At 66.0% G+C, this 18,673-nt stretch carries 26 protein-coding genes and 1 tRNA gene; 24 read left to right on the forward strand and 3 right to left on the reverse strand.

Annotation, left to right across the window (positions count from 1 at the left end; translation table 11 throughout):
- Positions 1-60 precede the first annotated feature (60 nt).
- Both BKA16_RS06250 and BKA16_RS06255 read left to right on the forward strand, forming a co-directional pair.
- Positions 61-1,086 carry an aspartate-semialdehyde dehydrogenase gene (locus BKA16_RS06250; protein WP_183369848.1) on the forward strand — a complete coding sequence of 342 codons (1,026 nt, stop codon included), beginning with the start codon at positions 61-63 and terminating at the stop codon, positions 1,084-1,086.
- A gap of 173 nt (positions 1,087-1,259) precedes the next feature.
- Entirely contained in the window at positions 1,260-2,519 is a 1,260-nt protein-coding gene (locus tag BKA16_RS06255) for a lipase family protein (RefSeq protein ID WP_246371668.1), read from the forward strand.
- Between the two features lie 299 nt (positions 2,520-2,818).
- Here BKA16_RS06255 and BKA16_RS06260 read toward each other — a convergent pair whose 3' ends face one another.
- Positions 2,819-4,201 (reverse strand): DUF6924 domain-containing protein, encoded by a 1,383-nt coding sequence (locus BKA16_RS06260; RefSeq protein ID WP_246371670.1) that lies wholly within the window; start codon positions 4,199-4,201, stop codon positions 2,819-2,821.
- Between the two features lie 333 nt (positions 4,202-4,534).
- On the opposite strand from BKA16_RS06260, the gene BKA16_RS06265 reads away from it, so the two are divergent.
- The 6 genes from BKA16_RS06265 (at position 4,535) to BKA16_RS06290 (ending at position 9,222) form a co-directional block, all read left to right on the forward strand.
- Positions 4,535-5,938 carry a hypothetical protein gene (locus BKA16_RS06265; RefSeq protein WP_183369851.1) on the forward strand — a complete coding sequence of 468 codons (1,404 nt, stop codon included), beginning with the start codon at positions 4,535-4,537 and terminating at the stop codon, positions 5,936-5,938.
- A gap of 40 nt (positions 5,939-5,978) precedes the next feature.
- On the forward strand, positions 5,979-6,629 hold the full coding sequence (locus BKA16_RS06270; RefSeq protein WP_183369852.1) for a hypothetical protein: 651 nt from the start codon (positions 5,979-5,981) through the stop codon (positions 6,627-6,629).
- Positions 6,630-6,696: 67 nt separating this feature from the next.
- The gene (locus BKA16_RS06275) at positions 6,697-7,128 is read left to right on the forward strand and encodes an organic hydroperoxide resistance protein (RefSeq protein WP_183369853.1); all 432 of its coding nucleotides are present in this window, start codon (positions 6,697-6,699) and stop codon (positions 7,126-7,128) included.
- A gap of 42 nt (positions 7,129-7,170) precedes the next feature.
- On the forward strand, positions 7,171-7,629 hold the full coding sequence (locus BKA16_RS06280; RefSeq protein WP_343067299.1) for a hypothetical protein: 459 nt from the start codon (positions 7,171-7,173) through the stop codon (positions 7,627-7,629).
- Positions 7,626-9,071: a hypothetical protein gene (locus BKA16_RS06285; RefSeq protein ID WP_183369854.1), complete on the forward strand. Its 1,446-nt coding sequence runs from the start codon at positions 7,626-7,628 to the stop codon at positions 9,069-9,071. Before BKA16_RS06280 ends, BKA16_RS06285 begins: the two co-directional genes overlap by 4 nt.
- Before the next feature lie 77 nt (positions 9,072-9,148).
- Positions 9,149-9,222 (forward strand) — tRNA-Pro (locus BKA16_RS06290).
- Between the two features lie 118 nt (positions 9,223-9,340).
- On the opposite strand, the gene BKA16_RS06295 is transcribed toward BKA16_RS06290, so the two are convergent.
- Both BKA16_RS06295 and BKA16_RS06300 read right to left on the reverse strand, forming a co-directional pair.
- Entirely contained in the window at positions 9,341-10,501 is a 1,161-nt protein-coding gene (locus BKA16_RS06295; RefSeq protein WP_183369855.1) for a tyrosine-type recombinase/integrase, read from the reverse strand.
- On the reverse strand, positions 10,498-10,962 hold the full coding sequence (locus tag BKA16_RS06300; protein ID WP_183369856.1) for a helix-turn-helix domain-containing protein: 465 nt from the start codon (positions 10,960-10,962) through the stop codon (positions 10,498-10,500). The genes BKA16_RS06295 and BKA16_RS06300 overlap by 4 nt, the downstream gene beginning before the upstream one ends.
- Positions 10,963-11,050: 88 nt before the next feature.
- Here BKA16_RS06300 and BKA16_RS06305 point away from each other — a divergent pair, with 88 nt between their 5' ends.
- From BKA16_RS06305 to BKA16_RS06380, 16 genes are all read left to right on the forward strand, one after another.
- Entirely contained in the window at positions 11,051-11,263 is a 213-nt protein-coding gene (locus BKA16_RS06305; protein WP_183369857.1) for a helix-turn-helix transcriptional regulator, read from the forward strand.
- Positions 11,263-11,487: a hypothetical protein gene (locus BKA16_RS06310; RefSeq protein ID WP_183369858.1), complete on the forward strand. Its 225-nt coding sequence runs from the start codon at positions 11,263-11,265 to the stop codon at positions 11,485-11,487. The genes BKA16_RS06305 and BKA16_RS06310 overlap by 1 nt, the downstream gene beginning before the upstream one ends.
- On the forward strand, positions 11,484-11,654 hold the full coding sequence (locus tag BKA16_RS06315) for a hypothetical protein (RefSeq protein ID WP_183369859.1): 171 nt from the start codon (positions 11,484-11,486) through the stop codon (positions 11,652-11,654). The genes BKA16_RS06310 and BKA16_RS06315 overlap by 4 nt, the downstream gene beginning before the upstream one ends.
- The gene (locus BKA16_RS06320; RefSeq protein WP_183369860.1) at positions 11,651-11,791 is read left to right on the forward strand and encodes a hypothetical protein; all 141 of its coding nucleotides are present in this window, start codon (positions 11,651-11,653) and stop codon (positions 11,789-11,791) included. The genes BKA16_RS06315 and BKA16_RS06320 overlap by 4 nt, the downstream gene beginning before the upstream one ends.
- Before the next feature lie 2 nt (positions 11,792-11,793).
- The gene (locus BKA16_RS06325) at positions 11,794-12,357 is read left to right on the forward strand and encodes a hypothetical protein (protein WP_183369861.1); all 564 of its coding nucleotides are present in this window, start codon (positions 11,794-11,796) and stop codon (positions 12,355-12,357) included.
- Between the two features lie 116 nt (positions 12,358-12,473).
- Positions 12,474-12,680, forward strand: coding sequence for a DUF6011 domain-containing protein (locus BKA16_RS06330; RefSeq protein WP_183369862.1), 207 nt, complete (start codon positions 12,474-12,476; stop codon positions 12,678-12,680).
- A complete protein-coding gene (locus BKA16_RS06335; protein ID WP_183369863.1) occupies positions 12,673-15,063 on the forward strand; it encodes a hypothetical protein in 2,391 nt (796 codons plus the stop codon). Before BKA16_RS06330 ends, BKA16_RS06335 begins: the two co-directional genes overlap by 8 nt.
- Positions 15,060-15,242 carry a hypothetical protein gene (locus tag BKA16_RS06340; protein WP_183369864.1) on the forward strand — a complete coding sequence of 61 codons (183 nt, stop codon included), beginning with the start codon at positions 15,060-15,062 and terminating at the stop codon, positions 15,240-15,242. Before BKA16_RS06335 ends, BKA16_RS06340 begins: the two co-directional genes overlap by 4 nt.
- Complete coding sequence (locus BKA16_RS06345) at positions 15,239-15,679, forward strand: hypothetical protein (RefSeq protein ID WP_183369865.1); 441 nt, start codon at positions 15,239-15,241, stop codon at positions 15,677-15,679. Before BKA16_RS06340 ends, BKA16_RS06345 begins: the two co-directional genes overlap by 4 nt.
- Positions 15,676-16,164, forward strand: a complete 489-nt coding sequence (locus BKA16_RS06350) for a hypothetical protein (RefSeq protein WP_183369866.1) — start codon at positions 15,676-15,678, stop codon at positions 16,162-16,164. The genes BKA16_RS06345 and BKA16_RS06350 overlap by 4 nt, the downstream gene beginning before the upstream one ends.
- Positions 16,161-16,478, forward strand: a complete 318-nt coding sequence (locus BKA16_RS06355; protein ID WP_183369867.1) for a hypothetical protein — start codon at positions 16,161-16,163, stop codon at positions 16,476-16,478. The genes BKA16_RS06350 and BKA16_RS06355 overlap by 4 nt, the downstream gene beginning before the upstream one ends.
- A gap of 128 nt (positions 16,479-16,606) precedes the next feature.
- A complete protein-coding gene (locus BKA16_RS06360) occupies positions 16,607-16,837 on the forward strand; it encodes a hypothetical protein (RefSeq protein ID WP_183369868.1) in 231 nt (76 codons plus the stop codon).
- Positions 16,824-17,150 (forward strand): MerR family transcriptional regulator, encoded by a 327-nt coding sequence (locus tag BKA16_RS06365; RefSeq protein ID WP_183369869.1) that lies wholly within the window; start codon positions 16,824-16,826, stop codon positions 17,148-17,150. The genes BKA16_RS06360 and BKA16_RS06365 overlap by 14 nt, the downstream gene beginning before the upstream one ends.
- Positions 17,150-17,314 (forward strand): hypothetical protein, encoded by a 165-nt coding sequence (locus BKA16_RS06370; RefSeq protein ID WP_183369870.1) that lies wholly within the window; start codon positions 17,150-17,152, stop codon positions 17,312-17,314. Before BKA16_RS06365 ends, BKA16_RS06370 begins: the two co-directional genes overlap by 1 nt.
- 2 nt (positions 17,315-17,316) lie before the next feature.
- Entirely contained in the window at positions 17,317-18,216 is a 900-nt protein-coding gene (locus BKA16_RS06375) for a hypothetical protein (protein WP_183369871.1), read from the forward strand.
- A gap of 82 nt (positions 18,217-18,298) precedes the next feature.
- The gene (locus BKA16_RS06380) at positions 18,299-18,598 is read left to right on the forward strand and encodes an HNH endonuclease (RefSeq protein ID WP_183369872.1); all 300 of its coding nucleotides are present in this window, start codon (positions 18,299-18,301) and stop codon (positions 18,596-18,598) included.
- Positions 18,599-18,673 lie beyond the last annotated feature (75 nt).

Raw genomic sequence — 18,673 nt, forward strand, 5'->3', positions numbered from 1 at the left:
CATGGGCGAGCGAAGCGACGGGGTGGTCGATACAGGCGAGCGAAGCGACGGAGGTCTGTGATGGGTGTGAAACTCGGAGTGGTGGGCGCCACCGGTCAGGTCGGCGGCGTCATGCGGCAGATCCTGGCCGATCGGAGCTTCCCGGTCGACGAGATCCGGTTCTTCGCGTCGTCGCGGTCGGCGGGCAAGAAGCTGCAGTGGGGCGATCAGGAGATCGTCATCGAGGATGCGACGACGGCCGATCCGACGGGTCTGGACATCGCGCTGTTCTCGGCGGGTGGCACCATGTCGAAGGTGCAGGCCCCGCGTTTCGCGGCGGCCGGTGTCACCGTCATCGACAACTCGTCGGCGTGGCGCAAGGACCCGGACGTGCCGTTGATCGTCGCCGAGGTGAACGGGGAGCTCGCGAAGAACCCGCCCAAGGGCATCATCGCGAATCCGAACTGCACGACGATGGCCGCGATGCCGGTCCTCAAGCCGTTGCACGACGCGAAGGGTCTGCGGCGTCTGGTCGTCTCCAGCTATCAGGCGGTTTCGGGTAGCGGACTGGCCGGTGTCGCCGAACTCGCCGGACAGGTCCGCAAGGGTGCGGACGAAGCCGAGAAGCTGGTCCATGACGGACACTCGGTCGACCTGGGCGAGCCGGTCAAGTACGTCGCGCCGATCGCGTTCAACGTCGTCGCCCTCGCGGGCGACTATGTCGACGACGGCTCGGGGGAGACCGACGAGGACCAGAAGCTGCGCAACGAATCACGCAAGATCCTCGGCCTGCCCGAGCTCCTGGTCAGCGGGACCTGCGTGCGCGTTCCGGTGTTCACCGGGCATTCGCTGTCGATCAACGCCGAATTCGACGAGGCCGTCACCCCCGACGAGGCGCGCGCGATTCTGGCCGAGGCCGCGGGTGTGCGGGTCGTCGACGTGCCGACCCCGCTCGATGCCGCGGGCGGAGACCTGTCGCTGGTCGGCCGCATCCGTCAGGACCCGGGTGCGCCGGACGGCACGGGCCTGGCGCTGTTCATCTCCAACGACAACCTGCGCAAGGGCGCCGCGCTCAACACGATCCAGATCGCGGAGTTGCTGGTGTAGAACCGCTTCGCGCAGAACGGCCCGTTCGGACGTCGAGTCCGGGCGGGCCGTTGTGCGTTTCTAGGGCGCGAAACGGTGTTTATCGCCGTACGAGTGTCTGGTGTTACAGGCTTTGGGTAATCGTGCGCTACATTGCAGCAATGAGAAATTACTCGGGAGTAGTCTCACGGTCGATGAAGGCGTCGCGCCGTGTCGTCACAGCGTCTCTGGTGGCCGTCGTCGCCGCGGCGGGTCTCGTCTCGGTCGGTTCGGCGGGGACCGCCGGCGCCGCGCGAAACTTCTACACGCCGCCGTCGACGTACGACACGACACCGGGCTCGGTGATTCGCACCGAGCACAGCGACCTGCTTCTGCAGATCCCCGGGGTGAAGGGCCAGTGGCCCGGCACCGCGACGCGTCTGATGTACACCTCGACGCTGCAGAACGGGAAGCCGACCGCGGTGACCGGCACCGTCGTCGAGCCGACGGCGAAATGGACCGGCAAGGGCGAACGCCCGACCGTCGTGATCGGACCGGGCACGGTCGGCCAGGGTGATCAGTGCGCCGGGTCGAAGATGATGAGCTTCCCGATGACGATCGATCTCGCCAAGCCCAGCATCGGCGTCAACTACACCGCGCTCGACATGTACCTGATGCTGCTCAACGGCGTCCGCGTCGTCATCACCGACTACGTCGGACTCGGCACCCCGGGCATCCACACGTACGTGAACCGTCTCGAGTCCGGGCGGGCCATGCTCGACGCCGCACGAGCCGGGCTCGCGGTCGCGAAGGCGTCGCCGGACGCGCCGGTGGCGTTCAGCGGCTACTCGCAGGGCGGCGGCGCGGCGGCGTCGGCGGCCGAACTCGCGCAGACGTACTCGCCGGATCTGAACGTGAAGGCCACCTACGCCGGTGCACCGCCCGCCGACCTGTCGAAGGTGATCTCCAAGATCGACGGCACGCTCATCGCCGGCGCGATCGGATTCGCGATCAACGGACTCGACGCCCGGTACCCCGAACTCGGACCGATCCTGCAGAAGGAGACGAACGCCGCGGGCAAGCGCGTCCTGAAGAACGTCGCCACCGAGTGCATCGGTGACATCATCCTCGAGGCGGGCATGCAGCGGACCAACCAGTGGACTCGCACCGGCGAGTCTCTCGGCTCGGTCGTCAAGCGCTACCCGCAGCTGCAGAAGATGATCGATGACCAGCGCATCGGCACGCTCAAGCCGAACGCGCCCGTCCTGATCTCCACCGGCATCAACGACGACGTGATCCCGACCGGACAGGTCGTCACCCTGTACAACGACTGGCGTAAGCAGGGCGCCGACGTGAAGCTCACGCGCGACTACACGCCGCCGATCTTCCCCGGCCTCGTCGTCAATCACGCGGTCCCGATGCTGTTCAAACTGCTTCCGGCCACGAACTTCATCCTGACCGAGCTCAACCGCTAGCGGTGATCTCGTGAATCGCGAGTGATCTGCTCCTGGGCGAAGTCCTCCTGTGGCAAGAAGTGGAGCTGTCTAGAAACCGCCCACGCAGCACAGGAGGTCTTCGCGTCCAACGCTAACGCCGCTTTGCCCCTCGCGCTCGACTGCAGCTGGCGAAACCGGCCATTCTGATCCTCGGCGTCACCTTCGCGGCTGTCCGCGTGATCGGATTGCGTCAGCACCAAGCCGGGTGACAAGACCACGCCTCGACTCGAAACACGTTGTCGCGGCACATGACTGCGTTGTGCGGCGGGGGACGGTGGCTAGCCGCGGAAGACCCCGTCCGGGTCTACGGCGTTGGCGAAGTCACGAAAGTCCACATTGGCGATCGACAGGTTGTTCTCGACGGACCACATCTGTTCGGGGACGACGCGGAACGTTTGGCCGGGCTCGTGGCCGAAATCAGAGCGGCCGCAGTCGATCACCAGGATCGCCGCCTCGGGGTGACTCATGGTGGTCGAGTCGGCGATGAACGCGTAGTCGGGAGGATTCTCCTCGCCGATACGGGCGACCAGATCATCGGCGGTCAAGCCATCGTTGTCTCGCTGGTCGATGCAGGTGAGGTCCGCTTGGAAAGTCGAATCGTCGCCCATGCCGCTGGGTACGGGTTCCATCGCCGCCAGCGCGACCTCGCGCCAACGTACATCGTCGCTGAAGTCTGTGCGTACGAGCAGCGACGCGCCGCTGTGGGAATGGAGATAGTCGTCGAGTTTGCGGCCTGTGCCCAGGGCGTCGAGGGTCTCGGCTTCGTCGACAGCCTCCTGACGGGCTGTCGTCGCAGCTCGAATGTCGCTGACGTCTCCGGGCGGGTCGGGCAGCATCAACTGTGCGAGGACTCGTTCGGCGTCGCCGGTGGATACCTCATTATAGGAACGCAGTTCGACCGTCCACGGCCCGATTGTGGCGCGTCCTCGAGGTACGTAGCTTTCCATCGGGAACCTCGCTCTGGGTTCGCCTAGCTCGGTCAACCAACGGCGAATACCGAACTGAGTCGGCGTCGTAGCGGACACCGTCACATCCAGGGCCCCCGACAACGGGTCGCCATCGGTAGGTGAGGCGCTGACGTCCATGGGCAGCCAGCCGACCTGGGTCGGTGGCATGTCACCGATCTCCCGCATCTTCTGATCATGGTCGAGCTGCTCACGTGATTCGAGGTGCTCCTCGAACTCGATGGTTGCACCGTCCCAGGAGAACAGCGCGGGGTCGAAGTCTTCGTCGAGCACCGGCGATTCCATCTGTACCCACTGCTCGCCTTGAGTCCACGACAGAACTACGCCGAGTTCGGCGTCGATCACCACGCGAATCCGCGGTCCGCCGGAGAGGGCATCGAATTCCATCTCCCAGCCCGGCCGTCCCCGGACCAGGGTCTCGGCGATGCCCCTCGGTTCACTGACCTGCGACCGCCCCGTGATCTCTGTCGGAGCCCACATCCGGTAGGCGGTGAACAACACCGTCGGAGACACACCCATCGCCGCCACAATTCGGTTCGGGGACTTCGCGGTGTGTACAGCGACGCCATCCTCGCCGAAAACGTACTCGTCGGTGGCATTCTCGATGTAGGCAGGAGAACCATCCGAGTTCTCAATCCTCCATGACGTGGGCGGAGCGAACCATACGAAACTGGCGGTTTCGCTACTGGAATACACGCTGGCTCGGACTGATCGACCCATGGTGCTGAAGGACAAACCCCGAATCTGCGGCCAAGACGTCATACCCACCAACCTAACCGCCGATCACTCGTCGGCGGGCGCTTGCGACACTTCTCCTGCCGTAGAGTGCTGGCGTTCCGCATCGAGATGCGCAGGGACCACTCCGCGGTCGACGGCGCTCGGTCGGTGGACTCGACAACCTATCTGAACCGCTAGCGGCCTCTTCGCCGGTCGAGTGGCCCATCGATGTTCCGCCGGTTAGGACCTGCATCTGGCCCTAACCGGCGGAACAGGTGTTTTCGCCCGCCGTCTCGTGGTGGACTCGACTGCGTGAGACGTCTCCTCTCGATCTTCGCCGTCCTCCTGACCGTCGCGGTGTGCCTGGCGGCTCCGGCACATGCCGCGCCGCCGGTCGGTTCACCGCCCGGCGTCGCGACCGCATGGACCTCGCTCATGCACGGCGACGCGGCGTCGACCGACAGCACCGATCTGCCCGGTCCGGGCCGAACGGCGCGTGTGGCCGCGTCGAGCGTCCCGGGCGGGGTGTGTGCTGCGACCTTCGTCGGGACCGACGGATACCCGGTCTCGCTGTGCACGGCGTACGTCGACGGTGCTCCGCCGCAGGTGGCGACGCCGGTCGTGACGCTCTTCGATCCGGCGACGGCGCAGGTGTTGGCGAAGCTGCCGCTGACCAAGGGCGGGCTGCTCGGCGGCGTCTACGGCTACCTCGATGAGCGGAACCGCGTGGTCGTCGCCGACGGCAGCGGTGCGATACTCCACGTCGGGCACCGTCGGACGGCTCACGGCTGGACGCTCACCGTGGACCGGCGCGACGACATCTCGAAGCAGATCGGTGGCGACTCGGTGACCGGTCTGGCGCCCGACTTCGACGGCCGCACGTGGTTCGTGACGACGAGGGGAGTGGTCGGCACGGTCGACGCTGCGGGCCGCGTCGCCGCGATGCACCTGCCGAAGGGCGAGCGACTCGGCAACGGGCTCACCGTGCGGCCGACCGGCGTCTCGGTCCTGACCACGCACGCACTCTATGAGATGCGGGCGGGCGACGACGGCGTCCCTCGCACCGTGTGGCGCCATGCCTACGACCGCGGTCCGGCGCGCAAGCCCGGCCAACTGACCTGGGGTTCGGGGACCACGCCGACCTACTTCGGTCCGGGCGGCGACGCATGGGTCGCGATCGTCGACAGCGCGCGCATCCCGCGTCTCCACGTTCTCGACGCCGACACCGGTGCGCCGATCTGCTCGATCCGGGCGTTCACGAGTGCTCGGCAGGGCACCGAGAACTCGCCGATGGCATGGGGGAACAGTCTCGTCATTCCGAGTACCTACGGATTCCAGTATCCGCCGATGGCGGTCACCGGACCCAGCCGCCCCGCGACGGCACCGTTCACCGGCGGCATGACGCGCATCGACGTCGTCGACGGGACGTGCACGCGCGTCTGGGAGAACCACCGCGACCGAATGGCGACGTTGCCGCGGCTGTCGCGGGCCGACGGACTGATCCACGGTCTGGCGTACGGACCATACCGTCCCGGGCCGCAGCAAGTCGGGCCGGTGAACTATGTGGGCGTCGACTTCGCGACGGGAGAGCGCATCGTCACGAAGAAGGTCGGCGACGCGCCGTTCGACGAGCCGATGCAGCTGACCGGGATGATCGGCCCCGGTGGCGTGCTCTGGCAGGGGACCGTGACCCGGATGCTCAAGATCGCGGGGTGAGCCGCGGTTCGCGACGCGGGGGATGTGCAAGTATCGACCCATGACGTTCCCCGACGACGACCCGGATCGCATCCCGACCCAGGCCGAACTCGACGCCGAAGACATGGCCGAGATCGCGCGCCGGTCCGCCGACGCGGAGCACCGTGATCGCTACCCGGCGCGCCCGGTCGATCCGGGTCCGCCGCCGACCGTCCTCACACGCGGCGCTCGCATCGCGTGGCTGGCGTCCGCCGTCGCGGGTCTGATCTGGGTCGTGTACGGATTCGTGAACCTGTCGGCGACGACGACGCGCCTGGCGGACCGTCTCGAACCGGGCCTGGAGGAACTGTCGGACGTGGATTCGGCGGCCAAGGCGCAGTCGCTCGCCGAGTTCTGGCCGCTGGCATTCCTGATCGGCATCCCGGTCGTGGTGGCACTGAGCTGGCCGATGCTGGTCGGCGTCGCGCGCACGCACAGCCGAAACCTGAGGAACGTGTATCTGTCGACGGTGGTCGTGATCTGCCTGTTCGTGCCGGTCTGCGCCGACCTCCTGTTCAACTATCCGGACGCGCCGAGATGGGTGTGGGCGATGGCGTGGGTGCAGTTCGGGTTGCTCATCGTGTCGGCGATTCTGACCTTGAGTCGCGCCGTCGGACAGTGGCTGCCGCCGTCGATGCGGGTCAAACCGTTCCGTGTGATGCGTGGGCAATAGGGCGAGTAGGTTGGAAATCGCGCGCCGCGACCCTGCCGGCGACGACACGCGAACTTAGGAGAAACTCATGGCTGTGACCCCCGTGTACCGAGTCTCGTCGACCTCCCGCGGCGGCGGCCGTGACGGTGAAGTGGTGTCCGAGACCGGACGCATCGACCTGACGCTCGCGCCGCCGGTCGAGATGGGCGGCAACGGAGAAGGCAGCAACCCCGAAGAGTTGTTCTCGGCCGGTTGGGCCGCCTGCTTCATGGGCGCGCTCCGCATGGTGTCGAAGAACGCGGGCGTCACCGTTCCCGAGGGCACCGAGGTGACGGTGAACGTCGGCATCGGCAAGGACGACGCCGACGGCGGCTTCGGTCTGGTCGCCGACATCTCGGTCTACCTGCCGGGTCTGGAGACTGCTCAGGCCAACGAACTTGCGGTCGGCGCCCACGGGTTCTGCCCGTACTCGAAGGCGACCCGCGGCAACATCGCCAGCAGCGTCACCTCGCGCGTCTGACACACGTTTCAATTGTGAGCTCCGGCCGGTAGGTTGTCCCTCGTGAACAGTTGGGGTTTCGCAACAGGCATCGGCCTTCTGGCCGCCACTCTCGCGACGATCGCTTTCGTCGCGTACCGCCGGTGGGAGTCGGCGTCGCTGCAACGCGACGCCGACCTCGCGCGGACTCTTCGCGACCTCGCCGACGGCGACGCGGTGCGTCTCGCCGCGGTCGACGAATTCGAGTCGACCGTCTACCGGCGGTTGTTCTACTCATCGGTGATCGGACCTCGCCTGCGCAGCGTCGCCTGGGCCCTGCTGGGGGCCGTTCTGGCCGGTGCGGGCGCTCTCGCTCTCGACCAGCTCGACGGCGTCGTCGCGATGGTGCTGTGGGGCGTACTGCTCGCCGCCACCGTCGTCTTCGCTCTCGCCGCACTCGGCTTCGCCGCTGCAGCGGCGTTCCAGGCCGCGACCACCCCGCGGGTCGATCTCTCCGATGCCGACACCGACGACGAGGAATGACGGACACTCGCACTCGTCCGGTCCTCGTCGTCGCCGTCCTCGTCGTCGTCGGCGCGCTGACCGCGTCGTCGATGGCGGTCGGCGACTCGGCGAGTTCTCATCGCACCGCCGTCGCGTTGTCGCCGGTGACGGTCGTCAACGACGCCGGTGTCCCTGACTCGGTACTGGTGAGTCGCACTCTGTTCGAGTCCGCATCCTCCGCCGTGGTGGTCTCCGCGGACGCCGCACCGCAGCAGCGGAGTCGAGCCGCCGAGGTCGCGACCGAGCACCACGTCCCCGTCTTCGAGGTTGGCGACGATGTCGGCGCCGTCCGCGACGAACTCGATCGGCTGCATGCGCGAAGCGTTCTTACGGTCGGCGATGCTCCAGACGTCGGTGTGCCGACGTCCGATGACGATCCCGAACCCGCCGTCGTGTCGTCGACCGCAGAGCAGGACGCTCTCGTGCTGGTGGCCGGCGGTGCCGACGCGATGGCAACAGCGGAGTCGGCGGGGGTGGACGCGATCGCGCTGCCCGCCGCGGACCCCAGATCGACCGGACGCTCGGTCGCCGCGCTGAAGCACGACGTCGACCGTCCGGTGCTCGCGATCGGCCGCTTCGGCGACGAGGCAGCCGTGAGTTCGCAGATCGATGCGGCACGGACCGTTCCCGAACTGCCCGGCGGCGGACAACTGGTGTTCCCGGGACGGCGCATGGTGTCGCTCTACGGGTCGCCGGGCACCGCCGACCTGGGACCGCTCGGCGCACAGGGGATCGATGCGTCTATCCGCCGCGTGCGGCGCATGGCGAGGCAGTACGAGAAGATCTCGGACGCGCCGGTCGTGCCCGCCTTCGAGATCATCGCGACCGTCGCGTCGGCCGCGCCGGGCTACCGGGGCGCGTACACCGACCCGATCGATCCGGCGGTGCTGAAGCCGTGGATCGACGCGGCGGAGAAGGCGGGTGTCTACGTCACGCTCGACCTGCAGCCGGGGCGCATGGACTTTCTGACCCAGGCCAAGATGTATCGCGACCTGCTGCGTCGTCCAAACGTCGGTCTGGCACTCGACCCGGAGTGGCGACTCAAACCCGATCAGAAGCATCTGACGCAGATCGGCGCCGTCGATCCCGCCGAGGTGAACCGCACCGCCGACTGGCTGGCGGGGATCGTCCGCGAGGGGAGCCTGCCGCAGAAGGCGTTCGTGCTGCATCAGTTCGACAAGGACATGCTCGGCGACCGCAGCCGTCTGGACACGTCGCATCCCGAACTGGCGACGGTCATCCACGCCGACGGTCACGGGATCCCGTCGGTCAAGATGCTCACGTGGCGGCGCATCGTCGCGGGCCTGCCCCCGAACACGTGGCTGGGATGGAAGAACTTTTACACGGAGGACAAGCCGATGTTCTCCCCGCGCCGCACGCTGCGCGTGACTCCGGAACCGTGGTTCATCTCGTATCAGTGACACTCGTGGAATATCGCTCTGACCATACGATTTAATAGTTTCACCTTCCGCGTTGTAGGCTGTATCAGGTCGCAACACGGGGTATGGCGCAGCTTGGTAGCGCGCTTCGTTCGGGACGAAGAGGTCGTGGGTTCGAATCCCGCTACCCCGACGCTAGGTTGAGATAGCAGAAGAGGCCCTGGCCTGCGGAGACGCAAGCCAGGGCCTCCTCGTATGTCGGGGACTGCCGAGCATTCCAGAGTGATAGTCCGCAGTGAGTCCGCAGTGGTTCAAGCGAGGGCCGCTGCTGCGGCCTTGTCGAGAGCGTTGGCGACCGCTTCCAGATCATCGGGGAACAGGTCTGCGTACGTATCCAACGTGAGTGCAGCGGACTTGTGCCCCAGCATTGTCTGCACGGCCTTCACGTTCGCGCCGGCACTGATCGCCAGCGACGCAGCGGTGTGCCGTAGATCGTGCAGTGTCGGCCGTGGCCAGTCCGTCGTCGGCTCAGGATGATCAGCGTCGATGCCACGCAGCCGCTCGATCGTCGGGTTGAACACCCGCGTGCGGAACGTTGCGATCCGCAGGACACCGCCGTTTGGTGCCTGGAAGACAAGATCCTCTCGCCCCTTATCCTCCATCAGGGAGGCGAGCCCCGTGGACAGCAGCTTGGGGAACGGCACGGATCGGCGTTCGTGGCCCTTCGGCGTCGACCACGTCAGCTTCCCCTTTACCTCAGTCACCGAGCGGCGGACATTCACCCGACGACGCAGCATGTCGACATCCTGCACCTGTAGGGCCGCCATCTCCCCGTAGCGCAGCCCGGTATAGGCGAGGAACAGGACGGCGAGACCATCGCGCGGCATCGCTTCGGCGAGCTCGTGCACCTGCTGGTGGGTGAGGTACGCGCGTGCCTGGTGTTCGCGCCGCGGGGCCTTCACGCCATCACACGGGTTTCGGGGAATACGACGGTCCTCGACCCCGACCTGGCAGACCATCCGCAGTACTCCGAGAGCGTTCTCAATCGTGGCGGGAGACGACTCTTCGCTCATTTCTGCGACCCATGACCGGACGGCTGACGTCTGTACATCGGCGAGTTGCACTCGCGCCCACCGATCTCGTACATGTGCCGACCATCCCGACTCGCGGGCTGCTTTGGTCGATGCCTTCACGTGGCCCTGCATCGTGAGCCACTGCTCGTGCATTTGTTCAACAGTGACCGTCCCAGCACCTGGGGCGATGTAGGTTCCGGTGACGATGGTCGACGTAATGTCGTCGAGCCAGCGTTGCGCGTCGACCTTCCGGCTGAACGCTTTCGAGTGTTCCCGGCTGTCGCTGTCGACGTATCGTGCGCGCCACCGCATCCCCTTGCCGTCATTAGCTGAGGGAGTCCCGTCGGCCTTGCGCCAGCGGTCCTCGACGCCGGCGCGACGGTTACGGCGCTGAGTCATGGTTCCGGAGTCTCGCTGCGTTGCATGTCGAAATAGATCTCGCGTTCGCGATTCGTGAGGCCCGACAGAAGGCTAGGATGGTTCGCCACCAGGTCGGAGGCCTGAGTCGGTACACCGGTCATCCGTATTTCTGCGGCAGCGATTCTTGCCCTGTTGACCGACCAATCCTCGATCAGCCGCTTGAGCGCCAGGAGGTCGTCCGAGTTCTCGTCCAGCAATTGCTCGACGTCAACAGAGAAGATTCTCGCCAAGGCTTCTAAGTCCGCCACCGTGATCGGACGTCTGCCTGATTCCATTCGCGTGATCGTTGTCGGATCAATCTTCGGCCTGCCTAGTTCGACTGCAAGACGATCAGCAAGTTCCGCCTGCGAAATCCCTAGTGCCTGCTTGCGAAGCACGAACACGTTCCGGCCGACCCTCGCGTTCAACTCGCTTTCCGTTTCCTGCATAAGGGTCAGCATGTCACTGGTTGACGATCAGGACAAGTTGTGATTGTGTTGTCTGCGTCAGGTTCAGGTTGTTCCTGATCTAGAGTCAGATTGAGGAGTCATGGACAAGCAGAAGTTCGCCGACGTGATGAACACGAAGCAGGTGTGCGCCTACTGGCCGTTCCTGAACCAGAACACGATGCGGTACATGCGGCATGCAGGAACCGGGCCCGCATCGTTCGTGATCAACGGCAAGGTCTTCTACCGGCGCGCTGAGGTCGAGCGCTGGTTGGCCGAGCAGGAGGCCGCGACGACTCGGGGCGGTGTCGCCTGATGGCCGCGAAGGCTGTGCGTTGCACACGGTGCGGCCGCCGCGCTCGCAAGCAGATCGAGGCGTGGAACGTCGAAACCCGTAGCGGGCGCATCGTCGCGGTGATCTGCCCAACGTGCCAGACGCCGGAAGACAACGCCGAAGCCGAGATCAACGAGGCAACCATCGAGTACATCGGCGTCACCCCAGACGGCCGAATCTACGGGCGACCGAAAGCAGTCCTATGAGCCGCCCACAGGAGCAGGCCGAGTTCGACAAGATCGAGAGGGCCGCCCTCTGCTCCGAGGTCGTGAGCCTTCTCAACGCTCGTCAGGTCGCGGACGGAAGCACCGCTCAACTGCGGCTGCTGGCACTCGTCCTCGACACGTTCCCCGAGCACGGAGCCGCCTCGTGAGCCGCCCGCAAGAAGATCACGCCGACCTCGGCCTGATCGAAGACGACAACACCCCGGATATGCGAAAGACCCCGGTGCATCCCGCCAAGAACGTCACCGAGGTCTCCGAATCCAACAACCACCAGGAAGTGAACTAGCCATGACTGTATCCACCTTCGACCTTGACCGCCAGACCGAGCCGCTCGTCCTCACATGTGAGAAGTGCGATACCTCGGTCCAGCTGCTCGGTGATCAGACCGCGGTCGACACCGACATGATTAAGGCCGATTGGGAGGCCGAGCATCGGCACTGCGGTGACAGCCCTGAACTCAAGCACTGGGATGCGATGAGTCAGGCGATCCCCCATACCCAGTTCGGACTCGAGCAACAGATCGGGCCGCGACCATCGTGGTCGGATCCGAGCAACGACAAGGTGGGGGGACTGATCCCGTCCTACGGATCTTCCACCGCTCGCACCCACTTGAGCCTGCACAACGGACTGCCGACCGGCGACACGTACACCCCGGCCTACGTGAGCGTGTGCGCTCGACTGCGGAGCACGGTAAACGGCGGCCCCGTCGTCGGAATGACCACGCACAAGTACTACGACGGCGAATGGCTTCGTCGCGGCACCGCACTCACACCGGACGAAGCGCGCCACCACGCGGCACTTCTCGTTGCTGCAGCCGACCTCGCCGAATCAGAGATCGGAGGTTCCTGCTAGCAGTTCTTCCCCCGGGTGCGCCGCCCCGCGGCGTCAGGCTCCTGACCACTCCGCCCTGAAACCCAGCGTCCCGCCCCTCGCATCCGAGGGGCGGGACAGGAAGAGAACACCCAGACATGTTCAACACGCAGTCTATCCGACCACGGTCGGAAGCGGAGCAACCCGACGACCGGGTCATCCGCGAGCACATCGAAGCGCTCGCCGAGCACGGCTACGTCGTCGGCGTCCGCTGCCGCAACTGTGGGGCGATCCTGACCGCCCGCCGCTCCGTCGACCTGCACGTCGGTCCCGTCTGCCGGGGGCGGGTGGACACCAGTGCCTAGTCCCGCATACGACCGCATCATCGATGCTTTGCACGCCGCTGGCTGCCGCGTCTTCGAGAAGTCGAACGGCACCGCGACAGCACAAGCACCCGGACACTCGTCTGCCGATCGCTCGATCACCCTCGCCCCGGCCGACACGTACGCCGGCATCGTCATCGCCTCACACGCTGATCCGATCGAGAACGTCCTCAACGCGCTCGGCTTGACGTTCGCCGACCTACACGACGAACCGCGCGGCCACGGTCGACGACCCGAACCGACACCTCCGACGCCCGACCAGATCGAACGCATCCGCAAACGAGACGAGATGAAGCAAGTGCACGAGCAGGAGCGCCGCCGCGAACTCGACGAGGCAACACGGATCGCGGCCGCAGCTCAGCTCGGTGACGACGCGACACCGGAGCAGGTCGGTGCTCTCGCCTCCGTGATCGCGACAGCATCCGATCCGGTCGCAGACACACCGCCGATCGCAGACGAGCCGCCAGCAGACCCCGAACCTCCCGCCGACGACCAGCGGCAGAAGTCTGTGGCAACGCGCCTGGTCGAACTCGCCCTCGACGACTACCAGCTCGGCCTGTCCGACGACGAGGAACCGTTCGGCACCTCGAAGACCACACCCCATATTGCGATGATGCTGCGCGGCGGGCGCACCGGGCTGCGCGCTGAACTGGCCCGCAAGTTCTTCGCGCTCAACGGATCAGCAGCGCCCGCACAGGCCCTGGCCGACTCCCTCACCGTCCTGGAAGGAATGGCCGCCCTGGAGGACCCGACCCGCCTGTACCTGCGTGTGGCCGAAACCGACGACGCGGTCTACATTGACTGCGGCGACGTCGACGGCACCGTGATCCGTATCGCCGACGGTGCATGGGAACTGATCGACCACGCCCCGGTCACGTTCACCCGCACGAAGCTGACCGCCATGTACCCGCGGCCCGAGCGTGGTGGCGACCTCGCCGAACTGTGGGACTTCATCCCGATCGCCGAACAGGATCGTCCGGTACTGCTCGCGGTTCTGGTGCAAGCGCTCACTCAGGTCGACGTCGCACACCCTGTGTTGGCGTACCTCGCCGAGCAGGGATCAGCGAAGTCCTCGACCACGCGCATCACCGTCGACCTCCTCGATCCATCGCCGGTCCCATTGCGCCAAGCCCCGCGCGACGCCGACTCCTGGGTGACCGCCGCGGCCGGATCGTGGGTCGTGGCCCTGGACAATCTGTCCGGTCTCCCCGCGTGGCTCTCCGACAGCTTGTGCCGCGCATCGACCGGCGACGGCAACGTCAAACGTGCGCTCTACTCCGACTCCGGTCTGTCCGTGGTCAAGTTCCGGCGCTGCGTCATCATCAACGGCATCGACCTCGGTGCCCTGCGCGGTGACCTCGGCGAACGCCTCGCGCTCGTCGACCTACCGCGTATCCCGAAGAACAAGCGCCGCAACGAGAAAGAACTCAATCTCGCGTGGTCTGATGCACGCCCCAGGATCCACGGTGCACTGCTCGACCTTGCCGCCCGCGTCCATCAGACCCTTCCCACGATCGACCTCGACGAGGCCCCGCGCATGGCCGACTTCGCTCGCGTCCTCGCCGCGGTAGACCAGGTCCTCTGCACCGAGGGCCTGACCCGGTACAGCGACCGCGCCGAACGCATCGCCGAAGACTCCCTGTCTGCCGACGATTTCATCGGCCGCATCCGGTCGAGCCACTACGAGGCCGACGGCCGCACCAGCGCTGAAGTCCTCGCCGACATTCGCGGCACGTTCGGTGACGAGAAGCCGCCGCGTGACTGGCCGAAGAACTCGCGGGCGGTCACCACCCTGTTGCGTCGGCACGCGCCAGCACTGCGCGCGATCGGCTGGATCATCGACGACGACGGCGGCCGCAACCACCGCAAGATCACCGAGTGGACCATCACTCCCCCGCCACCAGAGAGTAGAGGGAAATCAGACCCGCGTGCCCCGCAAGACCCGCAAACCGCATCTGACCTGCGAGGACATGGCGAAAACCCTGCGGGGCAGACGCGGGTCAGCGACAACGCGGTAACCCGCACTGACCCGCACCGCGGGTTACGCGGGTCACGCGGAAATCCTTCCCCCGCGCCTGACCCGCACCAAAAAATCAGCGAACCAGCAGGTCAGGCCCGGTTTGCGGGTCACGCGGGTCACGCGGGTCACGAATACGCCTCTGCTCCAACTACGACCCCCGGCGGTCTGACACCCGATTCGCCCGGGCAGACCGACCGCGTCGCACGCGCGCTCGCCAACGCCCGCCAGAGCGTCGACTGCCGACACTGCGGCGAACCGATCCCCGAATACGCACCGACCGACCGCGCCGCCGGATATCACTCCGACCGCGCCGCCTGCATCCAAGCCGAAAAGAGAACAGCATGATCCCCGCATTCGTCCCCTTGTGGGACCGCAAAGGGCGTCTCGTCGTCGCCTACGACACCACCGACTACCGCGCCCTGGTCATCAACGAAGACACCGCCAAGGTCGAGGACGCCGCACCACCGCTCTACCGCCACAGCCCGCCGCCTGCACCGTCTACACCCATGGAGGCCACCCGATGATCTCTCCCAACCCCGCCACCGACCATCTGATCCGCGCCGCCCGCGTAGCCCTCGGAGCCGCCGAATGGCTACTCGAGTCAGCCTCCGACCACGGCCATGCGGACGGGTGCTGCGACGCCCAGAGCGAGAACTTGTCCACAGCGCTGCTCGACATGCCAAGGCTGCTCGCCCAGTTCGACTACTACAGCGACGGCCGACCGATCCTGTCGTTCGTGTCGATCGACGGCGACTCGATTATCGCCTCCCAGCTGTGGCCGGCCGACCCGGCCGACCACCCGACCTCACCGTTCGACTCGCCCAAGTATTCGCTGCCGCCAGACCGCGAACCCGGCGACCGAGGCTACGCGGTCGTCACCTGGGACCCGAGCGACTTCACCGGGACCGTCCGATACATCGAACCGCTGACTGTCGTTCGGTCGCTGGAGGTCGTCCGGTGAGCTACGCCGACCAGGTAGCCGAACTGGCGGAGGCATTCCACCATGACCCCGGATTCTGGCGATTCTGGTACTTCGATGGAGACCTTCTGCGCTCGCCGTTCGTAGGGCGCGTCCTTGACCAGAATGGACGCGAGCTCCGATTGTGGACAAGCCGGTTCAATACCGCCCAGGGCGACACCGGCTACCACTACGTCGAGGGCACTGACCGCTTCATCAACGCCATCCGGCCTGCAATGGGCCGGTTCCTCAGCGGCGCAGAGTCTCGCGACAATGCGGCTCTCGTGATCGGCAAAGTAGAGCCCGAGAACATCCTCGGGCCCGACGAAGACGTCGCCCCGATGACCGGCGCCATGCGTGCACAGAGCCTCACGATCACAGAACTGTTCGTGATCCACCAGGGACGCCACGACGACGCTGCCGAGCGGCTCCACCGCAGATATCGGGTGCCCGTCTCAGTGCGAAGCGTTTGGGAGACGTGGCCATGAGGGGACGAAATCTCGACCCGGCAGCGTGCGAACGACTGATGCACCGCATGCTGTGGCTCGCACCGAAACTCACCGACGCCGCATGCACACGCAACCCGCAACTGTTCGACAGCAAAGCTCTCGACGAGTCCGTCGACGCCGCCGCAGACCGTCACGAGCAGGCCGCTGCGATCTGCTGGCGGTGCCCCGCACTCAGGGCGTGCCGTGACTACATGGACAGCGTCGGCCGGGACCGGAGAGTCGACGGAGTGATCGCAGCCCGCATCCCAGCACCATCTGCCGGTGTCGGCAGGCCACGCAAGGCGGCGTCGTGACGCCGTTCGTCTGCCGCAGTTGTTCCGGTCCATGCCCACGGTTCGCAGGCCCATTCGGTTGGCTCTGCGACACCTGCATTGCGTTCACCGCCGTCATCGACGACACCACAATTCCAGGAGACCTTGATATGTCCAAGAGCCGACCCATGGCCTACTGCACTGCCGACGGCTGCGGCCGCCGCACACGCGCCGCCTCGAAACAGTGCAGCCAACACCGGACCAGCGCTGTCCCCGTCATCACCGTCAACGATGCCGGTTTCCTCGACATCCACGGCATCATGCACAGCCCGACAGAGGCCCTCGAACTCGCCAACAAGATCGCCGACGTCCTCGCCGGAGGCCGCCGTGGACGTCACTGACGACCAAGCACGACTGATCACCTACGTCACCGCCGAGTTCGTCCGCCGTCGACAACTCACCGGCCAACCGATCCCCAACCAAGTGCGGCGACTACTGAGTGAGGTGTCCGCGCACGGAACCTCCGAGCGTGAGCCGGAACCAGACTCAGAACCAGATCTGATCGACACCACCGAAGCCGCGGCAATCCTGCACTGCACGACTCGCAACATCCGCAGGATTGCCGCAGACCTCGACGGTGAGCAGATCGCAGGCAGGTGGATCTTCCACCGCGCCGATGTCATCGAATACGCACACCTCAAGGAGGCCTCGTAATGGCTAACACAGATCCGCTCGTCGCCGGAGCCAAGCAGTACCTCGCTGAACTCTCGGACGACGAGTTCGACACGCTCGTCGCCGAAGTCCGCGAACCCGACAGCGAACCGAAGGCCAGCACCGTCGCCGACGGCCGCGAACGCTTCCAGAACGGACGCCGCTAATCATGCCCAAGAACGCCACCAAGACCCTGCCGATCCGCGCACGGATCGAAGCAGCCAACACCGATCTACAGGCCGCCAAGAGTCTGAAAGACCAGCTAAATCAGTACTCTCAGGCAACCGAACGGCACGACGTCGACGAAGAGTTCCGGCAACGCATCCGCGACGGTGCCACCCCCGCAGACCTCGTCGACGAGTACGTCGCCGCCAAGAATCGCGAAACAGCCCTCCACCTGTTCGGCACCAACGTCATCAGGACCACCCTAGAATCGGTGACCCTGCCGACCCGACTCGAGACAGCATTCGTCGACACCGCCCTCGACATGTGCCGCGATGAACTCGAGACAATCATGGGCCGCGTCGACGAGCACCGTGACCTCATCGCGCGGCATCCCGACAGCGCGGAGGCTGCGCTCGCAACCGGCGAACTCGAGGCATGGGAGACCGTCGAGCAGATCCTCGGCGACTACGACCAGCTGCTCGCCGAATACCGACGTCAGATACGCCTCGCCAACGACGGTCTCGGCGGACCGCTCATCGGCAGTGTGCAGTGCCGAGACTTCCTCGACGTGAGCAGCTACTGGCAGCACCAACGGCGCACCACGTCGATCCTCGAGGGCTATCCCGACCAGACGATCCGCGCGTGGTTCCGGCCCGCCGACACCCGCGGACGCAGCCGAGCCGAGCATCTCCTCGCCGTCGCAGACAGCGGACCATGGATGCCCGACGCCCGCGACCTCGCCGCCGCCACCGGTATCGCCGAGCAACTCTGCCGACACCGCTGGAACACCGGCACTCTCGGCGCAGACAGGCAGTTCTTCGCCCGCCAGATCGCCAACCTACGGCGCATCACACACGACGAACCACTACCCGAGCAGAAGCCCGCAGCTCGGCGACTCGCATAACCCCACAGCACCACGATGACCCCGACCAGACACCCACGCGGTGTTCGGTCGGGGTCATCACCATCTACCCCAGGAGACATCGATGGCATGGACCAACGGCGACAGCAGAACATCCTCGACCGCATGGCGTGCGATCCGCAAGCAGGCCATCGCACGCGACGGCAACCGATGCACCGACTGCGGCGTTCACGGCGATGACATGCGCCTCGAGTGCGACCACATCGTGCCCGTCGCCGAAGGAGGCACCGACACCCTCGAGAACGCGCGCATGCTGTGCATCACCTGCCACGCCGTCAAGACCCGAGCCGAAAGCAACCGAGGACGCGCACGGCGAGCAGCACGAGGACACCGGCCACCTGAGAAACACCCCGGACTGCTCTGAACCTACCCAGGGGGCACCCCCGCCAGACCCAACCAGCCGACCACGTAGGGCATAGGCGTTCTGTTTGCGTACGGG

The sequence above is a fragment of the Gordonia humi genome (assembly GCF_014197435.1).
GTDB lineage: Bacteria > Actinomycetota > Actinomycetes > Mycobacteriales > Mycobacteriaceae > Gordonia > Gordonia humi.